This window comes from Micrococcus sp. KRD077 (genome assembly GCF_017168505.1).
Taxonomy (GTDB): Bacteria; Actinomycetota; Actinomycetes; order Actinomycetales; family Micrococcaceae; genus Micrococcus; species Micrococcus luteus.
This window is the reverse complement of sequence record NZ_JABFAZ010000002.1, coordinates 162,832-178,972: the sequence shown is the minus strand read 5'-3', so window position 1 is coordinate 178,972 and position 16,141 is coordinate 162,832. Positions and strand designations below refer to the sequence as shown.

11 protein-coding genes and 2 tRNA genes are annotated in these 16,141 nt (G+C 75.4%); 8 read left to right on the top strand and 5 right to left on the bottom strand.

Annotated features, from left to right (window positions below; translation table 11 throughout):
• The first annotated feature begins 59 nt into the window (after positions 1 to 59).
• The 7 genes from J1M39_RS00835 to J1M39_RS00805 all read left to right on the top strand — a co-directional run bounded on the left by J1M39_RS00835 (position 60) and on the right by J1M39_RS00805 (position 8,024).
• Positions 60 to 608, top strand: coding sequence for a hypothetical protein (locus J1M39_RS00835; RefSeq protein WP_036312973.1), 549 nt, complete (start codon positions 60 to 62; stop codon positions 606 to 608).
• Between the two features lie 67 nt (positions 609 to 675).
• Positions 676 to 748: transfer RNA gene (locus tag J1M39_RS00830), tRNA-Lys, on the top strand.
• 86 nt (positions 749 to 834) lie between these two features.
• Complete coding sequence (bcp, locus tag J1M39_RS00825) at positions 835 to 1,323, top strand: thioredoxin-dependent thiol peroxidase (protein ID WP_010078986.1); 489 nt, start codon at positions 835 to 837, stop codon at positions 1,321 to 1,323.
• Positions 1,324 to 1,390: 67 nt separating this feature from the next.
• A tRNA-Leu gene (locus J1M39_RS00820) sits at positions 1,391 to 1,471 on the top strand.
• 57 nt (positions 1,472 to 1,528) lie between these two features.
• On the top strand, positions 1,529 to 3,193 hold the full coding sequence (locus J1M39_RS00815; RefSeq protein ID WP_036312976.1) for an ABC transporter substrate-binding protein: 1,665 nt from the start codon (positions 1,529 to 1,531) through the stop codon (positions 3,191 to 3,193).
• A gap of 99 nt (positions 3,194 to 3,292) precedes the next feature.
• Entirely contained in the window at positions 3,293 to 4,783 is a 1,491-nt protein-coding gene (locus J1M39_RS00810) for a malate:quinone oxidoreductase (protein WP_205805183.1), read from the top strand.
• A gap of 7 nt (positions 4,784 to 4,790) precedes the next feature.
• A complete protein-coding gene (locus J1M39_RS00805; RefSeq protein WP_036312982.1) occupies positions 4,791 to 8,024 on the top strand; it encodes an efflux RND transporter permease subunit in 3,234 nt (1,077 codons plus the stop codon).
• A 46-nt stretch (positions 8,025 to 8,070) separates the two neighbouring features.
• Here J1M39_RS00805 and J1M39_RS00800 read toward each other — a convergent pair whose 3' ends face one another.
• Together J1M39_RS00800 and J1M39_RS00795 are read right to left on the bottom strand one after the other, a co-directional pair.
• Positions 8,071 to 11,115, bottom strand: a complete 3,045-nt coding sequence (locus tag J1M39_RS00800) for an AAA family ATPase (RefSeq protein WP_206496365.1) — start codon at positions 11,113 to 11,115, stop codon at positions 8,071 to 8,073.
• Positions 11,112 to 12,335 (bottom strand): exonuclease SbcCD subunit D, encoded by a 1,224-nt coding sequence (locus tag J1M39_RS00795; protein ID WP_036312989.1) that lies wholly within the window; start codon positions 12,333 to 12,335, stop codon positions 11,112 to 11,114. Before J1M39_RS00795 ends, J1M39_RS00800 begins: the two co-directional genes overlap by 4 nt.
• A gap of 66 nt (positions 12,336 to 12,401) precedes the next feature.
• Here J1M39_RS00795 and J1M39_RS00790 point away from each other — a divergent pair, with 66 nt between their 5' ends.
• Positions 12,402 to 13,556, top strand: a complete 1,155-nt coding sequence (locus J1M39_RS00790; RefSeq protein WP_036312992.1) for an ADP-ribosylglycohydrolase family protein — start codon at positions 12,402 to 12,404, stop codon at positions 13,554 to 13,556.
• A gap of 5 nt (positions 13,557 to 13,561) precedes the next feature.
• Here the strand turns inward: J1M39_RS00790 and J1M39_RS00785 are convergent, their stop codons facing one another.
• The 3 genes from J1M39_RS00785 to rph all read right to left on the bottom strand — a co-directional run.
• Entirely contained in the window at positions 13,562 to 14,707 is a 1,146-nt protein-coding gene (locus tag J1M39_RS00785; protein ID WP_036312995.1) for an exonuclease domain-containing protein, read from the bottom strand.
• Positions 14,704 to 15,393 carry a non-canonical purine NTP pyrophosphatase gene (locus J1M39_RS00780; RefSeq protein ID WP_036312997.1) on the bottom strand — a complete coding sequence of 230 codons (690 nt, stop codon included), beginning with the start codon at positions 15,391 to 15,393 and terminating at the stop codon, positions 14,704 to 14,706. The genes J1M39_RS00785 and J1M39_RS00780 overlap by 4 nt, the downstream gene beginning before the upstream one ends.
• The coding region (rph, locus tag J1M39_RS00775) for a ribonuclease PH (RefSeq protein ID WP_060974091.1) at positions 15,390 to 16,141 on the bottom strand (752 nt) is incomplete at its 5' end. The genes J1M39_RS00780 and rph, both read right to left, overlap by 4 nt.

Here is a 16,141-nt window from a genome sequence, read left to right as displayed (position 1 = left end):
CCCCGTGTGACGGGTGCCGCGGCATGACACGTGCGGACGGGTCCGCGTACGTTGGGCCCATGGACACGCCCACCCTGCACAGACGGCTGCGCCGCGTCTTCGATGCGCGCGTGTTCAACCACGGCGACTACAACGTCGTCTACGGCCAGCCCTCGGGCTCCTCCTCCCCCCTCGTGATCGGCTACCGCCACCAGCCGCTCGAGATGCTGCTGTGCCCGTTCGACCCCACCTCCACCCCGGACGACCACGACCGCCGCGCGCCGGGCGTGGCCGAGGACGACCCGCACGGCCCGGTGACCGAGGCCTCCGCGGACCGCGCCGACGTCGTCGAGGTGGGCCTGGCCAACGTGGCCACCGTGGCGGACACGGGCAGCGGCTATCAGGTGGAGACCGTCACGGGCTTCCGGACGTGGTTCGACGTCCCGGAGCACACGCGGGTGCCGGTGGGCGACCTCACGGAGGACGGCACCGCGGAGCTCGACCAGGCCGAGGACGCCACCGACTTCCACGCCTTCATGACCGCCTTCATGGACGAACTGGACCGCCTCTACGCGACCCCGGAGACGGACGCGACGGACGTCACGCCCCCCGATTTGCACGGCGTCTGAAACCCCTGGTAGGGTTTCACCTCGTTGCACGGCGCACCGGAGAGATCCGAGAGGCGGTGCGGCACCTGCACCTCTAGCTCAACCGGTAGAGCATCTGACTCTTAATCAGCAGGTTCCGGGTTCGAGTCCCGGGGGGTGCACCCACCGAAGCGAAGGCCCCGTCTCCACGGAGACGGGGCCTGCGTCGTCCCCGCTCCCCGCCCGGGCCCACCGTAGGCTGGGGCCCATGACCGACACGACCCAGCACCGCCTCCAGCCCGGCGACACGGCACCCGCGTTCACCCTCCAGGACCAGGAGGGCCGGCCCGTCTCGCTGCGCGACAGCGCGGGCAAGCACACGATCGTCTACTTCTACCCGGCCGCGTCCACGCCCGGCTGCACCACGCAGGCCTGCGACTTCCGGGACAGCCTCGCCTCCCTGACCGCGGCCGGCTACGTCGTCCTGGGGATCTCCCCCGACCCGATCGGCAAGATCATCCGGTTCGCCGAGCAGGAGGGCCTGACGTTCCCCCTGCTCTCGGACGAGGACCACGCGGTGGCCGAGGCCTACGGCGCCTGGGGTGAGAAGAAGAACTACGGGCGGACCTTCGAGGGTCTGATCCGCTCCACGATCGTCGTCGGCCCGGACGGGAAGGTCACCCACGCGCAGTACAACGTGAAGGCGACCGGCCACGTGGCCCGACTGCGCCGCACCCTCGGCCTCGACGAGGCCTGATCCGCGCCCGCCGCGCCCGGGCGCCGCACGGTAGGATCGGGCCTCGCCCCGCCCGCGCGGGGTGTGCGCGGGCGTGGCGGAACTGGTAGACGCGCTGGATTTAGGTTCCAGTGTCCTGGACGTGGGGGTTCGAGTCCCCCCGCCCGCACTCCCCGGGCCCCCCGGGCCCGCCCGACCCCGACGTCACCTGCCAGAGGAGGCCGCCATGCAGCCCACTCGCCGCGCCTTCCTCGGCGGGGGCCTGGGCCTGCTCGGCCTGGGCGTGGCCGGCTGCACGACGTCGCCCGCGGCGCCGTCCTCGGCCGCCCCGAGCTCCTCGGGCCCGGGCCGGCTGCTCGTGGTCGGCGCCCCGGCGCGGGCGCTGACGCGGGACCCGGCCCGCGCGCTGGACGTCGAGTCCTTCCGTCTGATCCGCCAGGTCTTCGAGACGCTGCTCGGCGTGGACGCGGACACCGGCGCCCCCACGCCCCGCCTCGCCGAGCGGCACGAGGAGTCCGACGGCGGCCGCCTCCACACGTTCCACCTGGTCTCCGGGGTGGTGTTCGACGACGGCGAGCCGTGCGATGCCGCCGCCGTGGTCGCGAACATCGAGCGGTGGGCCGCCGCACCTGCGCCCGTGGACGGGACCGTCTCCCCGCCCTCCTCGTTCGTCTCGGCCTTCGGCGGATACGCCGGGGACGCGGACTCCGCCTTCGCCGGCGTCGAGGCGCACGGAGAGCTCGAGGTGCGGCTGCGCCTGCACTCCCCGCGCCGTCACCTCGCGGCCGCGCTGGCCTCGCCGGCCTTCGCGATCTCCTCGCCGGCCTCGTGGGACCGCACGGTCGACGTGGACGGCTCCGAGGTCACCACCCCCGCCGGCACCGGCCCCTACCGCTGGGCCGACGCCGCGGAGACCGCCGAGCTCACGCGCGCCCACCCGGGTGCCTCGGGCGCAACGTTCCTGGTCCCCAGCGCCCGCCACCGCGGCTCCGATCCGGCGGCGCATCCGGTGGCCGTGCAGGCGTGGGGTCGGGCCTCCGTGCGCCTGCGGGAGCTGCGGCGCGGCACGGCGGACGTGATCGACGTCGTCGCCCCCGGCCAGCTGCGCCCCCTCGTCGAGGCCGGCACCCAGGTGCTGCCCCGGGACCCCCTGGGCGTGCTCTACGTGGGCATGAACCTGGACCATCCGCTCGTGCACGCGCAGTACCTGCGCCAGGCGATCGCGTACGCGGTGGACCGCCCGCGCATCGCCGGCAGCGACGTCTTCCTCGAGGGCACCCGCCTGGCCCACGACCTCGTCCCCCCGTCCCTCGGCGTCGGCGACGAGGAGGCTCGGCGCTACGACGTCAACCCGGGCCGGGCCCGCGAGTTCCTCGGCCTGGCGGGATACGACGGGGAGCCGTTGGAGTTCCTCTACCCGGCTGGCACGGCCCGTCCCTCCCTGCCCGAGCCTGAGCGGGTCTACGCGATGGTCGCCCGCGACCTCGGCGCGGTGGGGATGCACATCGTGCCCGTGCCCGTGCCGGAGGACCAGGACTACCTGCACGCCGTCGTCTCCCGACCCACCCGAGCCCTGCACCTGATGGGCCGCACCGGCGACTACCGAGACCCGCACGCGTTCCTCGAGCCCTTCGCGCGCTCGGGCCGCGCCGAGACCGGCTACCGCAACCCGCGCGTCGTCGAGGACGTGGACGCGGCGGCGGCCGAGACCGACGACGACACACGCCGCGCCCTGTTCCGCCGCGTCGTCCGGGCCATGGCCCTCGACCTGCCGGCGCTGCCGCTGGTCTATCCGATCTCGGCCCTGGCCACCGGCCCGCGCGTGGCCTCCTACCCGACGTCGCCGCAGCTGGACGAGCCCTTCTCGCGCGTCAGGCTGACCGAAGGCTGAACGCACCGGTAGTACAGTGGGAGATCACGGCGCCCGGCCCGACCGCCACTGCTCGGCCTGGTCGCACTGCGCCCACCCGCCGTCGTTCTGCTTCAGGAGTTGACCGTGCCCACCACCTCGTCCACCGCCACCCACGACGTCGTCCTGATCGGCGGCGGCATCATGAGCGCCACCCTGGGCGTGCTGCTGCAGAAGCTCGAGCCCACCTGGTCCATCGCCCTGTACGAGAGCCTCGATCAGGCCGGCCTGGAGTCCTCCGACCCGTGGAACAACGCGGGCACCGGCCACGCCGCCCTGTGCGAGCTGAACTACTCGCCCATGGACAAGAACGGACGGGTGGACGTCACCAAGGCGCTGGGCATCAACGAGCAGTTCTGGACCACCCGCCAGTTCTGGTCCTCCCTGGTGGCGGACGGCACGCTCAAGGACCCCAAGTCCTTCATCAACCCGCTGCCGCACATGTCCTTCGTGTGGGGTGACGACCACGCGGACTACCTCCGCACCCGCTATGAGGCCATGTCCGCCCAGCCGCTGTTCGCCGGCATGGAGCACAGCGAGGACCCGGAGCAGATCCGTGCCTGGGCCCCGCTGCTGATCGAGGGCCGTGAGCCGGGCCAGCGCCTGGCGGCGTCCCGCAACACCGGCGGCACCGACGTCGACTTCGGCTCCCTCACCCGCCAGCTCATCACGGCCATGGCCGGCGCCGGCGCCGAGGTGCGCTTCGGTCACAAGGTCACCGGCCTCACCCGCGGCACGGACGGCCGCTGGGAGGTCAAGGTCAAGAACAAGGCCGCCGGCTCCGAGCTCGTGGACCGCGCCCGCTTCGTCTTCGTCGGTGCCGGCGGCGGCGCCCTGCCCCTGCTGCAGAAGTCCGGCATCCCCGAGGCCAAGGGCTTCGGCGGCTTCCCGGTCTCCGGCCAGTTCCTGCGCTGCACGGACGAGTCCGTGGTCAACCAGCACATGGCCAAGGTGTACGGCCAGGCCGCCGTCGGTGCCCCGCCGATGTCCGTGCCCCACCTGGACACCCGCTTCGTCAACGGCAAGCGCTCCCTGCTGTTCGGCCCCTACGCCGGGTTCTCCACGAACTTCCTCAAGACCGGCTCCTACCTGGACCTGCCGCTGTCCGTGCGCCCGCACAACCTCAGCACGATGCTGGACGTGGCCAAGGACAACATGGACCTGACCAAGTACCTCGTGACCGAGGTGCTGAAGTCCCGGGACAAGAAGATCGACGCGCTGCACGAGTTCTACCCGGAGGCCGACGGCGGCGAGTGGGAGCTGATCACCGCGGGCCAGCGCGTGCAGGTGATGAAGCGCAAGGGCCGCTTCGGCGGCGTCCTGCAGTTCGGCACCGAGGTCGTCACGCACGCGGACGGCTCGCTCGGCGGCCTGCTCGGCGCCTCGCCGGGCGCCTCCACCGCGGCCCCCATCATGGTGAAGCTGCTCGAGCGCTGCTTCCCCGCGAAGATGGCCGGCTGGGACGGCACGCTCAAGGAGCTCATCCCGTCCCTGGGCCACACGCTCAACGACGACCCGGCGCTGCTGGACGAGGTCCGCACCGTCACGGACGCCGCACTGAAGCTGGCCTGACGCCCCGATGGGAGCGCTCGCACGGTTCTCACTCGGTCGGCGGGCGCTCGTGGCGCTCGTCACCGTGTTCATCGCGGTGTTCGGCGTCCTCTCCGCCGGGCAGCTCAAGCGGGAGCTGATCCCCCCGCTCGAGCTGCCCGTCATCTCCGTCTCGACGCTCTACCCGGGGGCGTCCCCCGAGGTCGTGGACGCTCAGGTGGGCGAGCCCCTCGAGACGGCCCTGCAGGCCGTGGAGGGGCTCGAATCCTCGCGGTCCACGTCGCAGTCCGGCTTCAACGCGGTCCAGCTGGAGTTCGCCTACGGCACAGACCTGAACCGGGCCCGGTCCCAGGTGGACCGCGTGGTGGCCAACCTGGGGCCGCAGCTGCCGGAGGAGGCGGAGACCTCGTCCTTCGCGGGCTCCGTCTCCGACTTCCCGGTGGTCTTCCTCGCCCTGTCCGGGGACGAGGACCTCAACACCCTGCGCCGCCGTGCCGAGGACGTCCTGGCCCCGCGGCTGCAGAAGATCGACGGCGTCCGTGGCGCCGACGTCCTCGGCGGCACGGACGAGAACGTCTCCGTGGTCCCGGACCCGGCCGCGCTCGCCGCCGCCGGGCTGACCACCTCCGACATCACCGACGCACTCGAGGAGAACGCCGGCCTCTTCCCCGTCGGCCAGGTCACCGAGGGGGCGACCACCTATCCCGTCCAGGCGGGCGCCGCCGTCGAGGACCTCGAGGGCCTGCGCGGGATCGTCGTCGCTCCCTCCGGCGACGGCGAACCGCGCACCCTGGACGAGGTCGCCGACGTCACCCTCGTGGCCGCGGCCCCCACGTCCCTGACCCGCACCGACGGGGTGCCGACGCTGTCCGTCTCCGTGACCGCGACCCCGGACGCCGACCTCGTGGCGGTCTCGCAGGCCGTGCGCGACGCCCTGCCGGAGCTGGCGTCCCTGGTCGGCGGCGGCGCGGACCTGACCGTGGTGTTCGACCAGGCCCCGTTCATCCAGCAGTCCATCGACACGCTGTTCCAGGAGGGCCTGCTGGGCCTGGCGTTCGCCGTGCTGGTGATCGCCGTGTTCCTGCTCTCGGTGCGCTCCACCCTCGTCACCGCCGTGTCCATTCCGCTGTCCCTGCTGGCCGCCCTCATCGGGGTGGCGGCCTTCGGCTACTCCCTCAACACGCTGACGCTCGGGGCGCTGACGATCTCGATCGGCCGAGTCGTGGACGACGCGATCGTGGTGGTGGAGAACATCCGCCGGCACCTCGGCCTGGGTGCCGACCGGCGCACCGCGATCCTGGACGGCACGCGCGAGGTCGCCACCGCGATCACCGCCTCCACCCTCGTCTCCGTGGCCGTGTTCCTGCCCATCGCCTTCGTGGGCGGCCTGGCCGGCGAGCTGTTCCGGCCCTTCGCCGTGACCGCCACGGTCGCCCTGCTGGCCTCCCTCGTCGTCGCCCTGACGATCGTGCCGGTGCTGTGCTGGTGGTTCCTGCGCTCCCCGCGGCGCGGGGCCGAGACCACGGCCGCGCCCGCCGTCCCCGGCGACCGGCCCGTGGCGGCCGGCGGATGGCTCACCCGGGCCTACCGCCCGGTGCTGCGCTGGACACAGCGGCACACCGTGGTCACCCTCGCCGCCGCCCTGGCGCTGCTGGCCGGCACGGCCGCGCTGGTCCCGCTGATCCCCACGAACCTCCTGGGCGACTCGGGACAGAACTCGTTCGTCGTCACGGCGGAGCAGGAGCCGGGGACGTCGCTGGAGACCACGGCCGCCGCCGCCGAGCGCATCGAGCGGGTGCTGCTGGACACCGACGGCGTCGAGACGGTCCAGTGGACGGCCGGCACCGCCGCCGGTCCGATGGGGGCCTTCGGCGGCTCCTCGGCGGACCGGGCGCGGTTCACGGTGGTGACCGACCCGGATGCGGACCAGGTGGCCCTCCAGGACGGGGTGCGCGCCGAGCTCACGGGTCTCGACGGCGTGGGCGACGTGTCCGTCTCCACACAGCAGGGGCCGAGCGGCGGCCAGGACATCGAGGTGGCCGTCTCCGCCCCCGACCCGCAGGCCCTCACCGCGGCCGCCGATCAGGTCGCCGAGGCGCTGCGGCCCGTCGAGGGTGCCCGCGAGGTGACGACGCCGGCTTCGGACCTGCGCCCGACGTTCCAGGTGGACGTGGACACCGTCGCCGCCGCCCGGCTCGGCCTGACCGAGGAGGCGGTGGCCGGCCAGGCCGCCGCCGCCCTGCAGGCCGTGCCCGTGGGCGACGTCCGCTTCGGGTTCGAGAGCTTCGCGGTGCAGCTGGGTGACCCGGAGCCGGTCGAGTCCCTCGACGCCCTGCGCCAGGTGCCCGTGGAGACGGCCGAGGGGCCCGTGCCGCTGGGGGACCTCGCCGAGGTCTCGCGAGTGCCGGTGCCCGCCCGGGTGACGTCCTCGAACGGCGAGCGGACCGCCGTCGTCACGGTGACCCCGGACGACGAGGACCTCGGGGCCGTCTCGCGCCGGGTCACGCAGGCCGTGGCGGAGCTGGACCTGCCCGAGGGCGTCACCGCGGCCGTGGGCGGCGCGGCGGAGCAGCAGGCGCAGACGTTCCGGGACCTCGGACTGGCGCTGCTGGCTGCCGTGGCGACCGTGTACGTCGTGATGGTGGCGACGTTCAACTCGCTGCGCCAGCCGCTCGTGCTGCTCGTGTCGATCCCCTTCGCCGCCACGGGCGTGTTCCTGGCGCTGCTGGCCACCGGCACGCCGCTGGGACTGTCCACGATGATCGGGCTGCTCATGCTGGTGGGCATCGTGGTGACGAACGCGATCGTGCTGATCGACCTGATCAACCAGTACCGCCGCGACCGCGGCATGACCTTGGACGAGGCGATCGAGGTGGGCGCGCTCAACCGCGTGCGCCCGGTGGTGATGACGGCCCTGGCCACCATCCTGGCCATGACCCCGATGGCCCTGGGCATCACGGGGCACGCGGGGTTCATCTCCCAGCCCCTCGCGGTGGCCGTGGTGGGCGGCCTGGTGTCCTCCACCCTGCTCACGCTCGTGCTCGTGCCCGTGCTGTACCGGCTCACCGAGGTCCGCGGGGAGCGCCGCCTGCAGGAGGAGCGCCGTGTCGCGGCCGAGCGGGAGGCGCAGCGCGTCGCGGCCGAGCGCGCGGCCGAGCAGGCGCGCCGGGCTGAGGAGCGTTGGGCGGCCCCGTCCGAGCTCGACGCCGGACGCCTCGGCCGACTCCGGCAGCGCCTCCGCCGGCGGTGGCGCCGGGCCTGACCTCACGCGTGGCGCGGGCCGGGGCGGCGGGGCGCACCCCCGTCGCTCAGGCGCCGTCGTGCACCGCGAGGCTCGAGCCGCGCCGGTCCTTGCGCACCTCGAGGCGCACGCCGATCTCCTGCCTCATCCGTTCGACGTGGGAGACGAGGCCCACGGTCCGGCCACCGGTCCGCAGGGTGTCCACGACGTCCAGGACGTCGTCGAGGGTGTCCGCGTCGAGCGAGCCGAAGCCCTCGTCCACGAAGAGCGTGTCCAGTTCGATGCCGCCGGCTTCGGCCTGCACGGTGTCCGCGAGCCCCAGGGCGAGGGCGAGGGAGGCCATGAAGGTCTCGCCGCCCGAGAGCGTGGCCGGGTGGCGCGTCTCGTCCACGTAGTGGTCCCGGATGACGAGTTCGAGGCCCTTGTTCCCGCGCCCGCCCACGGCGTCGGAGTACTCGATCGAATACCGCTGGTCCGTCATGGCGAGCAGACGCTCGGTGGCCGCGGCGGCGACCTCCTCGAGCCGCCCGGCGAGGACATAGCTCGTCAGGGGCATCTTGAGCAGGTTCTCCCCGCCGCCGCGGACGAGGTCGAGCAGCCCCCGCACCCGCGTGTGCTCGGCGATGAGCCCGGCGGACCGCTCCAGGACCTCGGTCAGGGCGGCCGACTGCCGGCGCACCGTGGCGACGAGCGAATCGAGCCGCCCGACCGCCGTCGCCCGGGACGAGCTCGCGGCCTCGGCCGCGGCGAGCGCCTCGGCGGCGGCGCGGGTCTGCTCCTCGGTCGGCGGCTCGACGCCCGCCTCGGCGAGGGCGCGGCCCCGGCGGACGGGCTCGCTCGCCTCGAGCTCGGCGAGGCGGGCCCGTTCGGCGTCCCACTCCTGCACGGCGGCCGTGCGGTCGGCGGCCTCCGTCTCCTCGAGGCGGGCCGCGCGCGCCGCGTCGACGTCGTCGAAGCGCTGTTCGGCCAGCGCGGCGGTGAGCGCCTGTCCGGTCTCGTCGGCGACCGCCCGGGCGCGCGCGTCCTCGTCCTGCGCCGCAGCGAGGGCGGCCAGGACCCGGCGTGCGGCGGTGACCTGGTCGCGGCGGGCGTCGAGGGTCTCGGCGTCGCCGCGGGCGGCCTCGACGGCGTCCCGCAGCTCGGTCAGCCGGGCGGCGCGGTGGGCGGCGGCCTCGGCGAGCCGGCCGTCCTCGGCCGCGAGCGCGGCGGCGGTCTCGTCGGCCCCGGCGAGCGTCTTCTCGGCGGCGGTCAGCCGGCGGCGGTCCGCGGCGAGGTCCTTCGCCGCCTGGTCCAGCGCGGCCCGTTCGGTCTCGGCGCGCTCGAGCGCCTCCCGCGCGGCCTCGGGTGCGAGCCCGGCGGCGGCCTCGCCCGCCGAGCGGAGGGTCTGCTCGGCGGCGCGCAGGGCGGTCTCGGCGTCGGTCGCGGCCCGGTCGGCCGCGGTCCGGGCCTGCTCGGCGTCCCGCACGTCCGCCTCGGTCACCGCGGTGTCCGCGGTCGCGGCCGGGGCCGGGTGCTCGGGCGAGCCGCACACGGCGCACGGCTCGCCGGGCACGAGCCGCTCCGCCAGTTCGGAGGCGGCCTGCTCGTACCGGGCACGCAGCAGACCGACGTGCCGTTCGGCGGCCTCACGTCGCCGCTCCTGTGCCTCCCGGTGGGCCCGGGCCGCGGTCTCGACCTCGACGGCGCGGGCGGCCGCGGCCTCGGCGGCCGTGCGGCGAGCGGCGGCCTCGGACACGGCGCGGTCCACGGCCTCCCGGGCGCCGAGACGCTCGGTGCCGCGTTCGACGACCGCGCGGTGTGCCGCGACGGCCGCCTCACGCTCGGGGCGGGACTCGACCAGGGCGGCGCGGTCGCGGTCGATCTCGGCCCGACGCTCCGCCGCGGCGGCCGCCTCCTGCTCCAGCTCGCGCATCCGGTCACGGTCCCGGACGGCGCGCGCCACCGCCTCCGCGGCGCGCTCGGCCTCCCCCAGCGCCTGGCGGGAGGCGGGCGCATCGGCGGCCCCGTCCGCCCGGGCGGCGGCGAGCCACGCCGCCGCGGTCGGCTCGTCCTCGACGTGCGCCAGGGCCTCCGTCACCGCCTCCGACGCGGTGCCGGCGGCGTCCGCCGCCGCGGAGGCCCGCTGGGCGGCCGCGAGCACCCGCCCGGCGCGCTCATGGGCGTCGACGGCGCGGCGCCGCGCCGCGGCGGTCTCGGCCTCGGCGTCGTGGTCGCGTCGACGGCTCGCCCACGCCTCGGCCGCGGCCAGGTCCCGCCCGCGGGTCTCCAGCTCACGCGCCGTCACCCGGGCCCGCTGCTCCGCGGCGCGGGCCGTGGCGAGGTCGGCCCGCGCGTCCTCGTGGGCGCGACCTGCGCGCTCGGCGGCGAGGGCGAGCAGCCGGTCGTCCGTGTCCGGTGACGGCTCCGGCGCATGCCAGTCCGGGCCGAGCGCCTCGTGGAGCGCCTCGGCCAGCTGTGCCCGCGCGGTCCGGGCCACGTCCGCGTCCACGGCCACCGCGGTGTCCAGCCGGGCCGTCTCGACGCGCAGGTGCTCCTCGACGCCGTCGAAGCGCTGCGTGCCGAAGAGCCGCCGCAGCAGGACGCGGCGCTCATCCGACTTCGCGGTGAGGAACTGGGCGAACTGTCCCTGGGGCAGCAGGACCACCTGTATGAACTGCTCGGCGTCCAGGTGCAGGACGGCCGCGATCTGCTGGCCGACCTCGTCCGCCCGGGTGAGCGGCGCCGTCCATTCCCCGGCCACGCGTTCCCGCAGGGAGACCGTGGCCTGCGTGGTGACGGTGGCGCCCCCCGCTGCGCTGCGTCGCCGGCGGGGCCGCTCGTGCTTGGGTGAGCGGACCACCTCGAAGCGCCGGCCCTGCACGGTGAACTCGACCTGCACCTCGGGGATCACCGCGCCCGGCTCGCGCAGCGTGGTCACGAGCGACTCGGCCGACCGTCCGCCTGGCACGGTCCCGTAGAGGGCGAAGCACAGCGCGGCCAGCACCGTGGACTTGCCCGCGCCGGTGGGCCCGTCCAGCAGGAACAGGCCGGCCGCGTTGAGCCGGTCGAAGTCGACGTCCTGCGCCTGGGCATAGGGCCCGAGCCCCTCCAGGCGCATCCGATGGATCCTCATGCGCGCACCTCCGCCGCACGGGCGGCCTCGAGGGCGTCCCGCAGCAGGTCCTGCTCCGCCTCGCTGGCCGGCCGCTGCCGGACGTGGTCCACGAAACCGACCGCGAGCGCGTGGTCCGAGGGTGCCTGCCGCAGGACCTGGGCGTAGGTCCGCTCCCGGGCCCGCCTCCCGCCGGCCGGTTCGTGGCGGAAGACGAGCACGGAGGGGAACCGGGTCTTCAGGCGCTCCAGGGCCCGCTCGGGGCGTTCGTCGTCGGTGACGGTGACCTGCACCCAGCACTGCTCCGCCCACGCGAACTCCGGGGACTCCAGCAGGTCCTCGATCGGCCCGGACAGCACCGCCAGGCGCCGTCCGGCGTCCCAGTCCACGGCCTCGACGTCGGTGACGGCCCCGCCCGTGACGTGGACGAGCCAGCCGCCCTTGCGGTGGCCCGCCTCGGCGAAGGAGTACGGCAGCGGTGAGCCGGAGTACCGCACGTGCTCTGCCAGCCGCTGGCGGCCGTGCAGGTGGCCCAGGGCCGCGTAGTCGAGCCCGTCGAACACGGAGACCGGCACCTGCCCCAGCGTGCCCACCAGCATCTCGGGCGGGGCGTCCGGCTCAACGTGCTCGCCCTCGCCGATGTCCCGTTCGGACTCGGAGCCGTGGCCCCCGGCCGCGAACAGGTGGGCCAGCACGACGGCGGCCACCGGCTCCGGCGTCTCGGCGCGGCGGGCGGCCAGATCGGCGTGGACGCGGCGGACCGCCTCCGTCAGCACGGCCGTGTGGTGGGGCTCCACGCCCCAGGCCGGTCCCTGGTGGCGCGGTTCGAGGTAGGGGATGCCGTAGACGGCCACGGTCTGGCCCGCACCGCCGTCGACCCCGGGCTCGGTGAGCAGCACGGGGCGGTCCAGCTCCGCCGCGTCCGCGCGCACGTGCACGCCCGCGGCCGCCAGGAGTCCGCCGCCGAAGCCGAGGCGCACCGCCGAGTCGTGGTTGCCGCTCGTGAGCACCACCTGGGCGCCGGCCGCGTGCAGCCGGGTGAGCGTCCGGTCCAGCAGCCGGACGGCGTCCGCCGGCGGCAGCGCGCGGTCGTACACGTCCCCGGCCAGCAGGACGGCGTCCACGCCGCGCTCCGTCACGGTCGCGACGAGGGCGTCCAGGACCTCCTCCTGGGCCTCGAGCAGTCCGGTGCCGTGGAACGACCGGCCCAGATGCCAGTCCGAGGTGTGCAGCAGGATCATGCGGCCCACTCTAGGGAGGGTGTGGACGGGATAAGCACGACGCGGTGCAGCTCGTACGATGGCGGCATGTCCGCCACCGCGCCCGAGCCCACCGCCTCCTCGTCCACGCCCCTGCCCGGCCCCGAGCACGCCGACCGGGTCCTGGCCCTCCTCGCGGCCGGTGCCGCCGGGGACGCGCTGGGCGGCGTCGTCGAGTTCACCCCCGCGTCGGGGATCGCGGCGGTGCACGGCCCCGCCGGCGTCACCGACGCCGCGGACCTGCTCGCCCAGCAGGGCGCCCACGCCCTGCCGATCACCGACGACACGCAGCTGACGCTGTACGTGCTCGACGGCCTGCTCGAGTGGATCGAGTGGCAGAACGACGGCGTCCCGGCCGATCCTGCGGCGTGCGTGTGGCTCGCGTGCCTGCGCTGGTTCGCCACGCAGGACGGCGCGCTGCCCGAGGGCGCTCCCCCGGCCCCGCCCCGCTGGATCGACGCGCACGCGGAGCTGAAGGTGCGCCGCGCGCCGGGCACCGCGTGCCTGAGCGGGCTCGCCGAACCGGGGATGGGCCTGCCGGGCGACCCGCACAACCCGGGTTCGAAGGGCTGCGGGACGGTCATGCGCTCGGCCCCGTACGGAATGGTGCCGGGGCTCGAGGACCCGCACGTCGTGTCCCTTGCCCGCCAGGGGGCCGTCCTCACGCACGGCCACCCCACCGCGTGGGTCGCGGCGGCCGCGTACGCCCTCGTCATCGCGGCCCTGCTGCGCGGCCTGGACCTGGCCGCCGCGGTCGCGCACGCCCGCGCGTGGCTCGACACCCTGGGCGAGGAGGCCGAGGAGACCCGCGCCGCCGTCACCGCGGCGGTCGACCTGGCCGGCACCGTCGACGCCGACCCCGGCGCCCCCGGCGCCCTCCCCACCGCGCTCGGCGAGGGCTGGGTCGCGGAGGAGGCCCTGGCCATCGCGCTGTATGCCGCGCTCACCGCGCAGGCGGCGCACCCGGCCGATCCGGCGGCGGCGCTCGCCCTGGCGCTGCGGATCGGCGTGAACCACGACGGCGACTCCGACTCCACGGCCTCGCTGGCCGGGCAGGTGCTCGGCGCGGCGCACGGCACCGCCGTGTTCGGCGCGCACGACCCCGCGGACCGCGCCGCGGCCGAGGCCTCCGTCCCGGGGTGGATCGCCGAGCGCGAGGTCGTCCTGGAGGCCGCCCGGCGCTGGAGCGCCGCGACCACCTGAGTGGTTCAGCGCGCGGCGTCCGGCCAGTTCCCGTCGAGCATCTGCAGGAACTCCCCCTCGGAGACCAGGGCGATGGCCTGCCCACGGTCCCGCCGGCGCAGGGCGTCCCGCGTCTTGCGGTGCGCCAGCGCCGTGGTCACGGCCTGCGGTGCCCCGTCCTCGGCGCGCGGGCGGTGCAGGTCCGCGGCCTCGAAGCCGTCCCCCACGACGAGCATCGTGGTGGCCGCGCCCACCCGGTTCGCGGTCTGCGCGCCGTGCGCGGCCGCGCGCGTCTTGGCACTCTGACGCGACATGCCGATGCCGCCCGTGAACACCACGGTCTGGCCGAACAGGGGGTGACCCGGGTCGGCGGTCGGGTTCGGGGGCGGATTGACGCCCTCGTCCGGCCAGCGCATGAAGTCGGGCATGGCGCGTTCGTCCCGCAGCGGGACCCGCGCGTCGAAGACGCCCTCAGTGCGCCGGGCCTGGCGGGTGGCCTTCGACTCGGCGCCCGATCCCGCCGCCCGGGGGGCGAGGACGCTGACGCCCAGCCCCTGGGCCCGCATCAGGCGGTCGACGCCGCGGCCGGCCGGCGCGTCGGTCAGCCCGGGCAGAATCTCCGCGTCGGCCGGCGGCGCCCCCAGCACGCGCCGGCCGATGTCCACGAGGATGGCCGCGCAGGCCTCGGCGTCGGCCAGTGCGTCGTGGTGGCGTCCCGGGGTGAACCCGGCCTCGCGCGCCGCGGAGGGCAGGGCGTACGAGGGCAGGTCGTAGACGCGGCGCGCCAGCACCAGGGTGCACACGAACTCCAGGCCCGGCACGTCCCGGCCGGAGACCTCGAGGCCGGACTCGATGACGCCGACGTCGAAGCCCGCGTTGTGCGCCGCGAGCACGTCCGTCCCCACGAAGTCCGCGAGCTCGTCGTACACCTGCGCGAACCGGGGGGCGTCCAGGACGCGGTCCTCGGTGATGCCGTGGATGCGCACGTTGCGGGGATCGAACCGGTCGAAGCCGACGGGCGGACGGATCAGCCACTCCGCACGGTCCACCATGACCCCGTCCCGCACCCGGACGGCGCCCACGGCACACGGGGAGCCGCGGAAGCCGTTGGCGGTCTCGAAGTCGATCGCGGTGAAGTCCAGCCCCGGCACGGGGGCGCGCCCGCCGCTCACGGGCGCGCGTCGAGCGCGTCCACCAGGTAGGGCAGCAGGGCGCGGAAGGCGTGCCCCCGGTGGCTGATCGCGTTCTTGTCCTCGGGGCTCAGCTGCGCGGTGGACACGTCCCGGCCCTCGGGGCGCAGGATCGGGTCGTAGCCGAAGCCGCCGTCCCCCACGGGCTCGCGCAGCAGGGTGCCGGGCAGGCGGCCGTGCTCGACGTGCTCGACGTGGATGGCCCGGGCGCCCGCGGCGTCCGGGCCGCTGGGGACCGCGAGCGCGGCGGCGCACACGAACTGGGCACCCCGATGCTCGTCCGGCACGTCGGCCAGCTGGGCCAGCAGCAGCTCGAGGTTGGCACGGTCGTCCCCGTGGCGCCCGGCCCAGCGGGCCGAGAAGATCCCGGGGGCGCCGTGCAGCACGTCCACGGCCAGACCGGAGTCGTCCGCGACGGCGATCAGCCCCGTGTGCGCGGCCACGGCGCGGGCCTTCTTCAGCGCGTTCTGGGCGAACGTGACGCCGTCCTCGACGACGTCCGGGGCGCCCACGGCGCCCGCGTCCACCACCGCGGCCTCCACGTCGAGGCCGGGCACGGCGCCGGCGAGCAGCTGCCGCAGCTCGCGCACCTTGCCCGCGTTGTGCGTGGCGAGCACGACGCGGGCGCCCTCCGGCAGGCCTGCCGACGAGGAGGCGGGCGCGCTCACGCCCGGTCCTCCGTGGCGGCGGCCAGGGTCTCGGCCTGGACGCGGGCCAGCTCACCCGTGCCGATCAGGGCCAGGTCCAGCAGGGTGTCCAGCTCGGCGCGGGTGAACGGCGCGCCCTCGGCGGTCCCCTGCACCTCCACGAACTCCCCGGCCCCGGTGACGACCACGTTCATGTCCGTCTCCGCCTTCACGTCCTCCACGTACGGCAGGTCGAGGACGGGCACCCCGTCCACGATGCCCACGGACACCGCGGCGACGGAGTCCTTGAGGACGGCGGCGCCCTTCGCGAGGATCCCCTCGCGCCGCGCCCAGGCCACCGCCTCGGCGAGGGCGACGTAGGCGCCCGTGATGGCGGCGGTGCGGGTGCCGCCGTCGGCGTCGAGGACGTCGCAGTCCAGGACGATGGTGTTCTCCCCCAGGGCGGACAGGTCGATGACGGCGCGCAGGGACCGGCCGATCAGGCGGGAGATCTCGTGGGTGCGCCCGCCGATCCGGCCCTTGACGGACTCGCGCTGGCTGCGCTCGTTGGTGGCCCGCGGGAGCATCGCGTACTCGGCGGTGACCCAGCCGGTCCCCTCGCCCTTGAGCCAGCGCGGCACGCCCTCGGTGAAGGAGGCGGTGCACAGCACGCGGGTGTTCCCGAACTCGATCAGGGCCGAGCCCTCCGCCTGCCGGGACCAGCCCCGGGTGATGGTGATGGGGCGCAGCTCGTCGACGGCGCGGCCGTCCGGGCGGGGGGCGGTGGGGG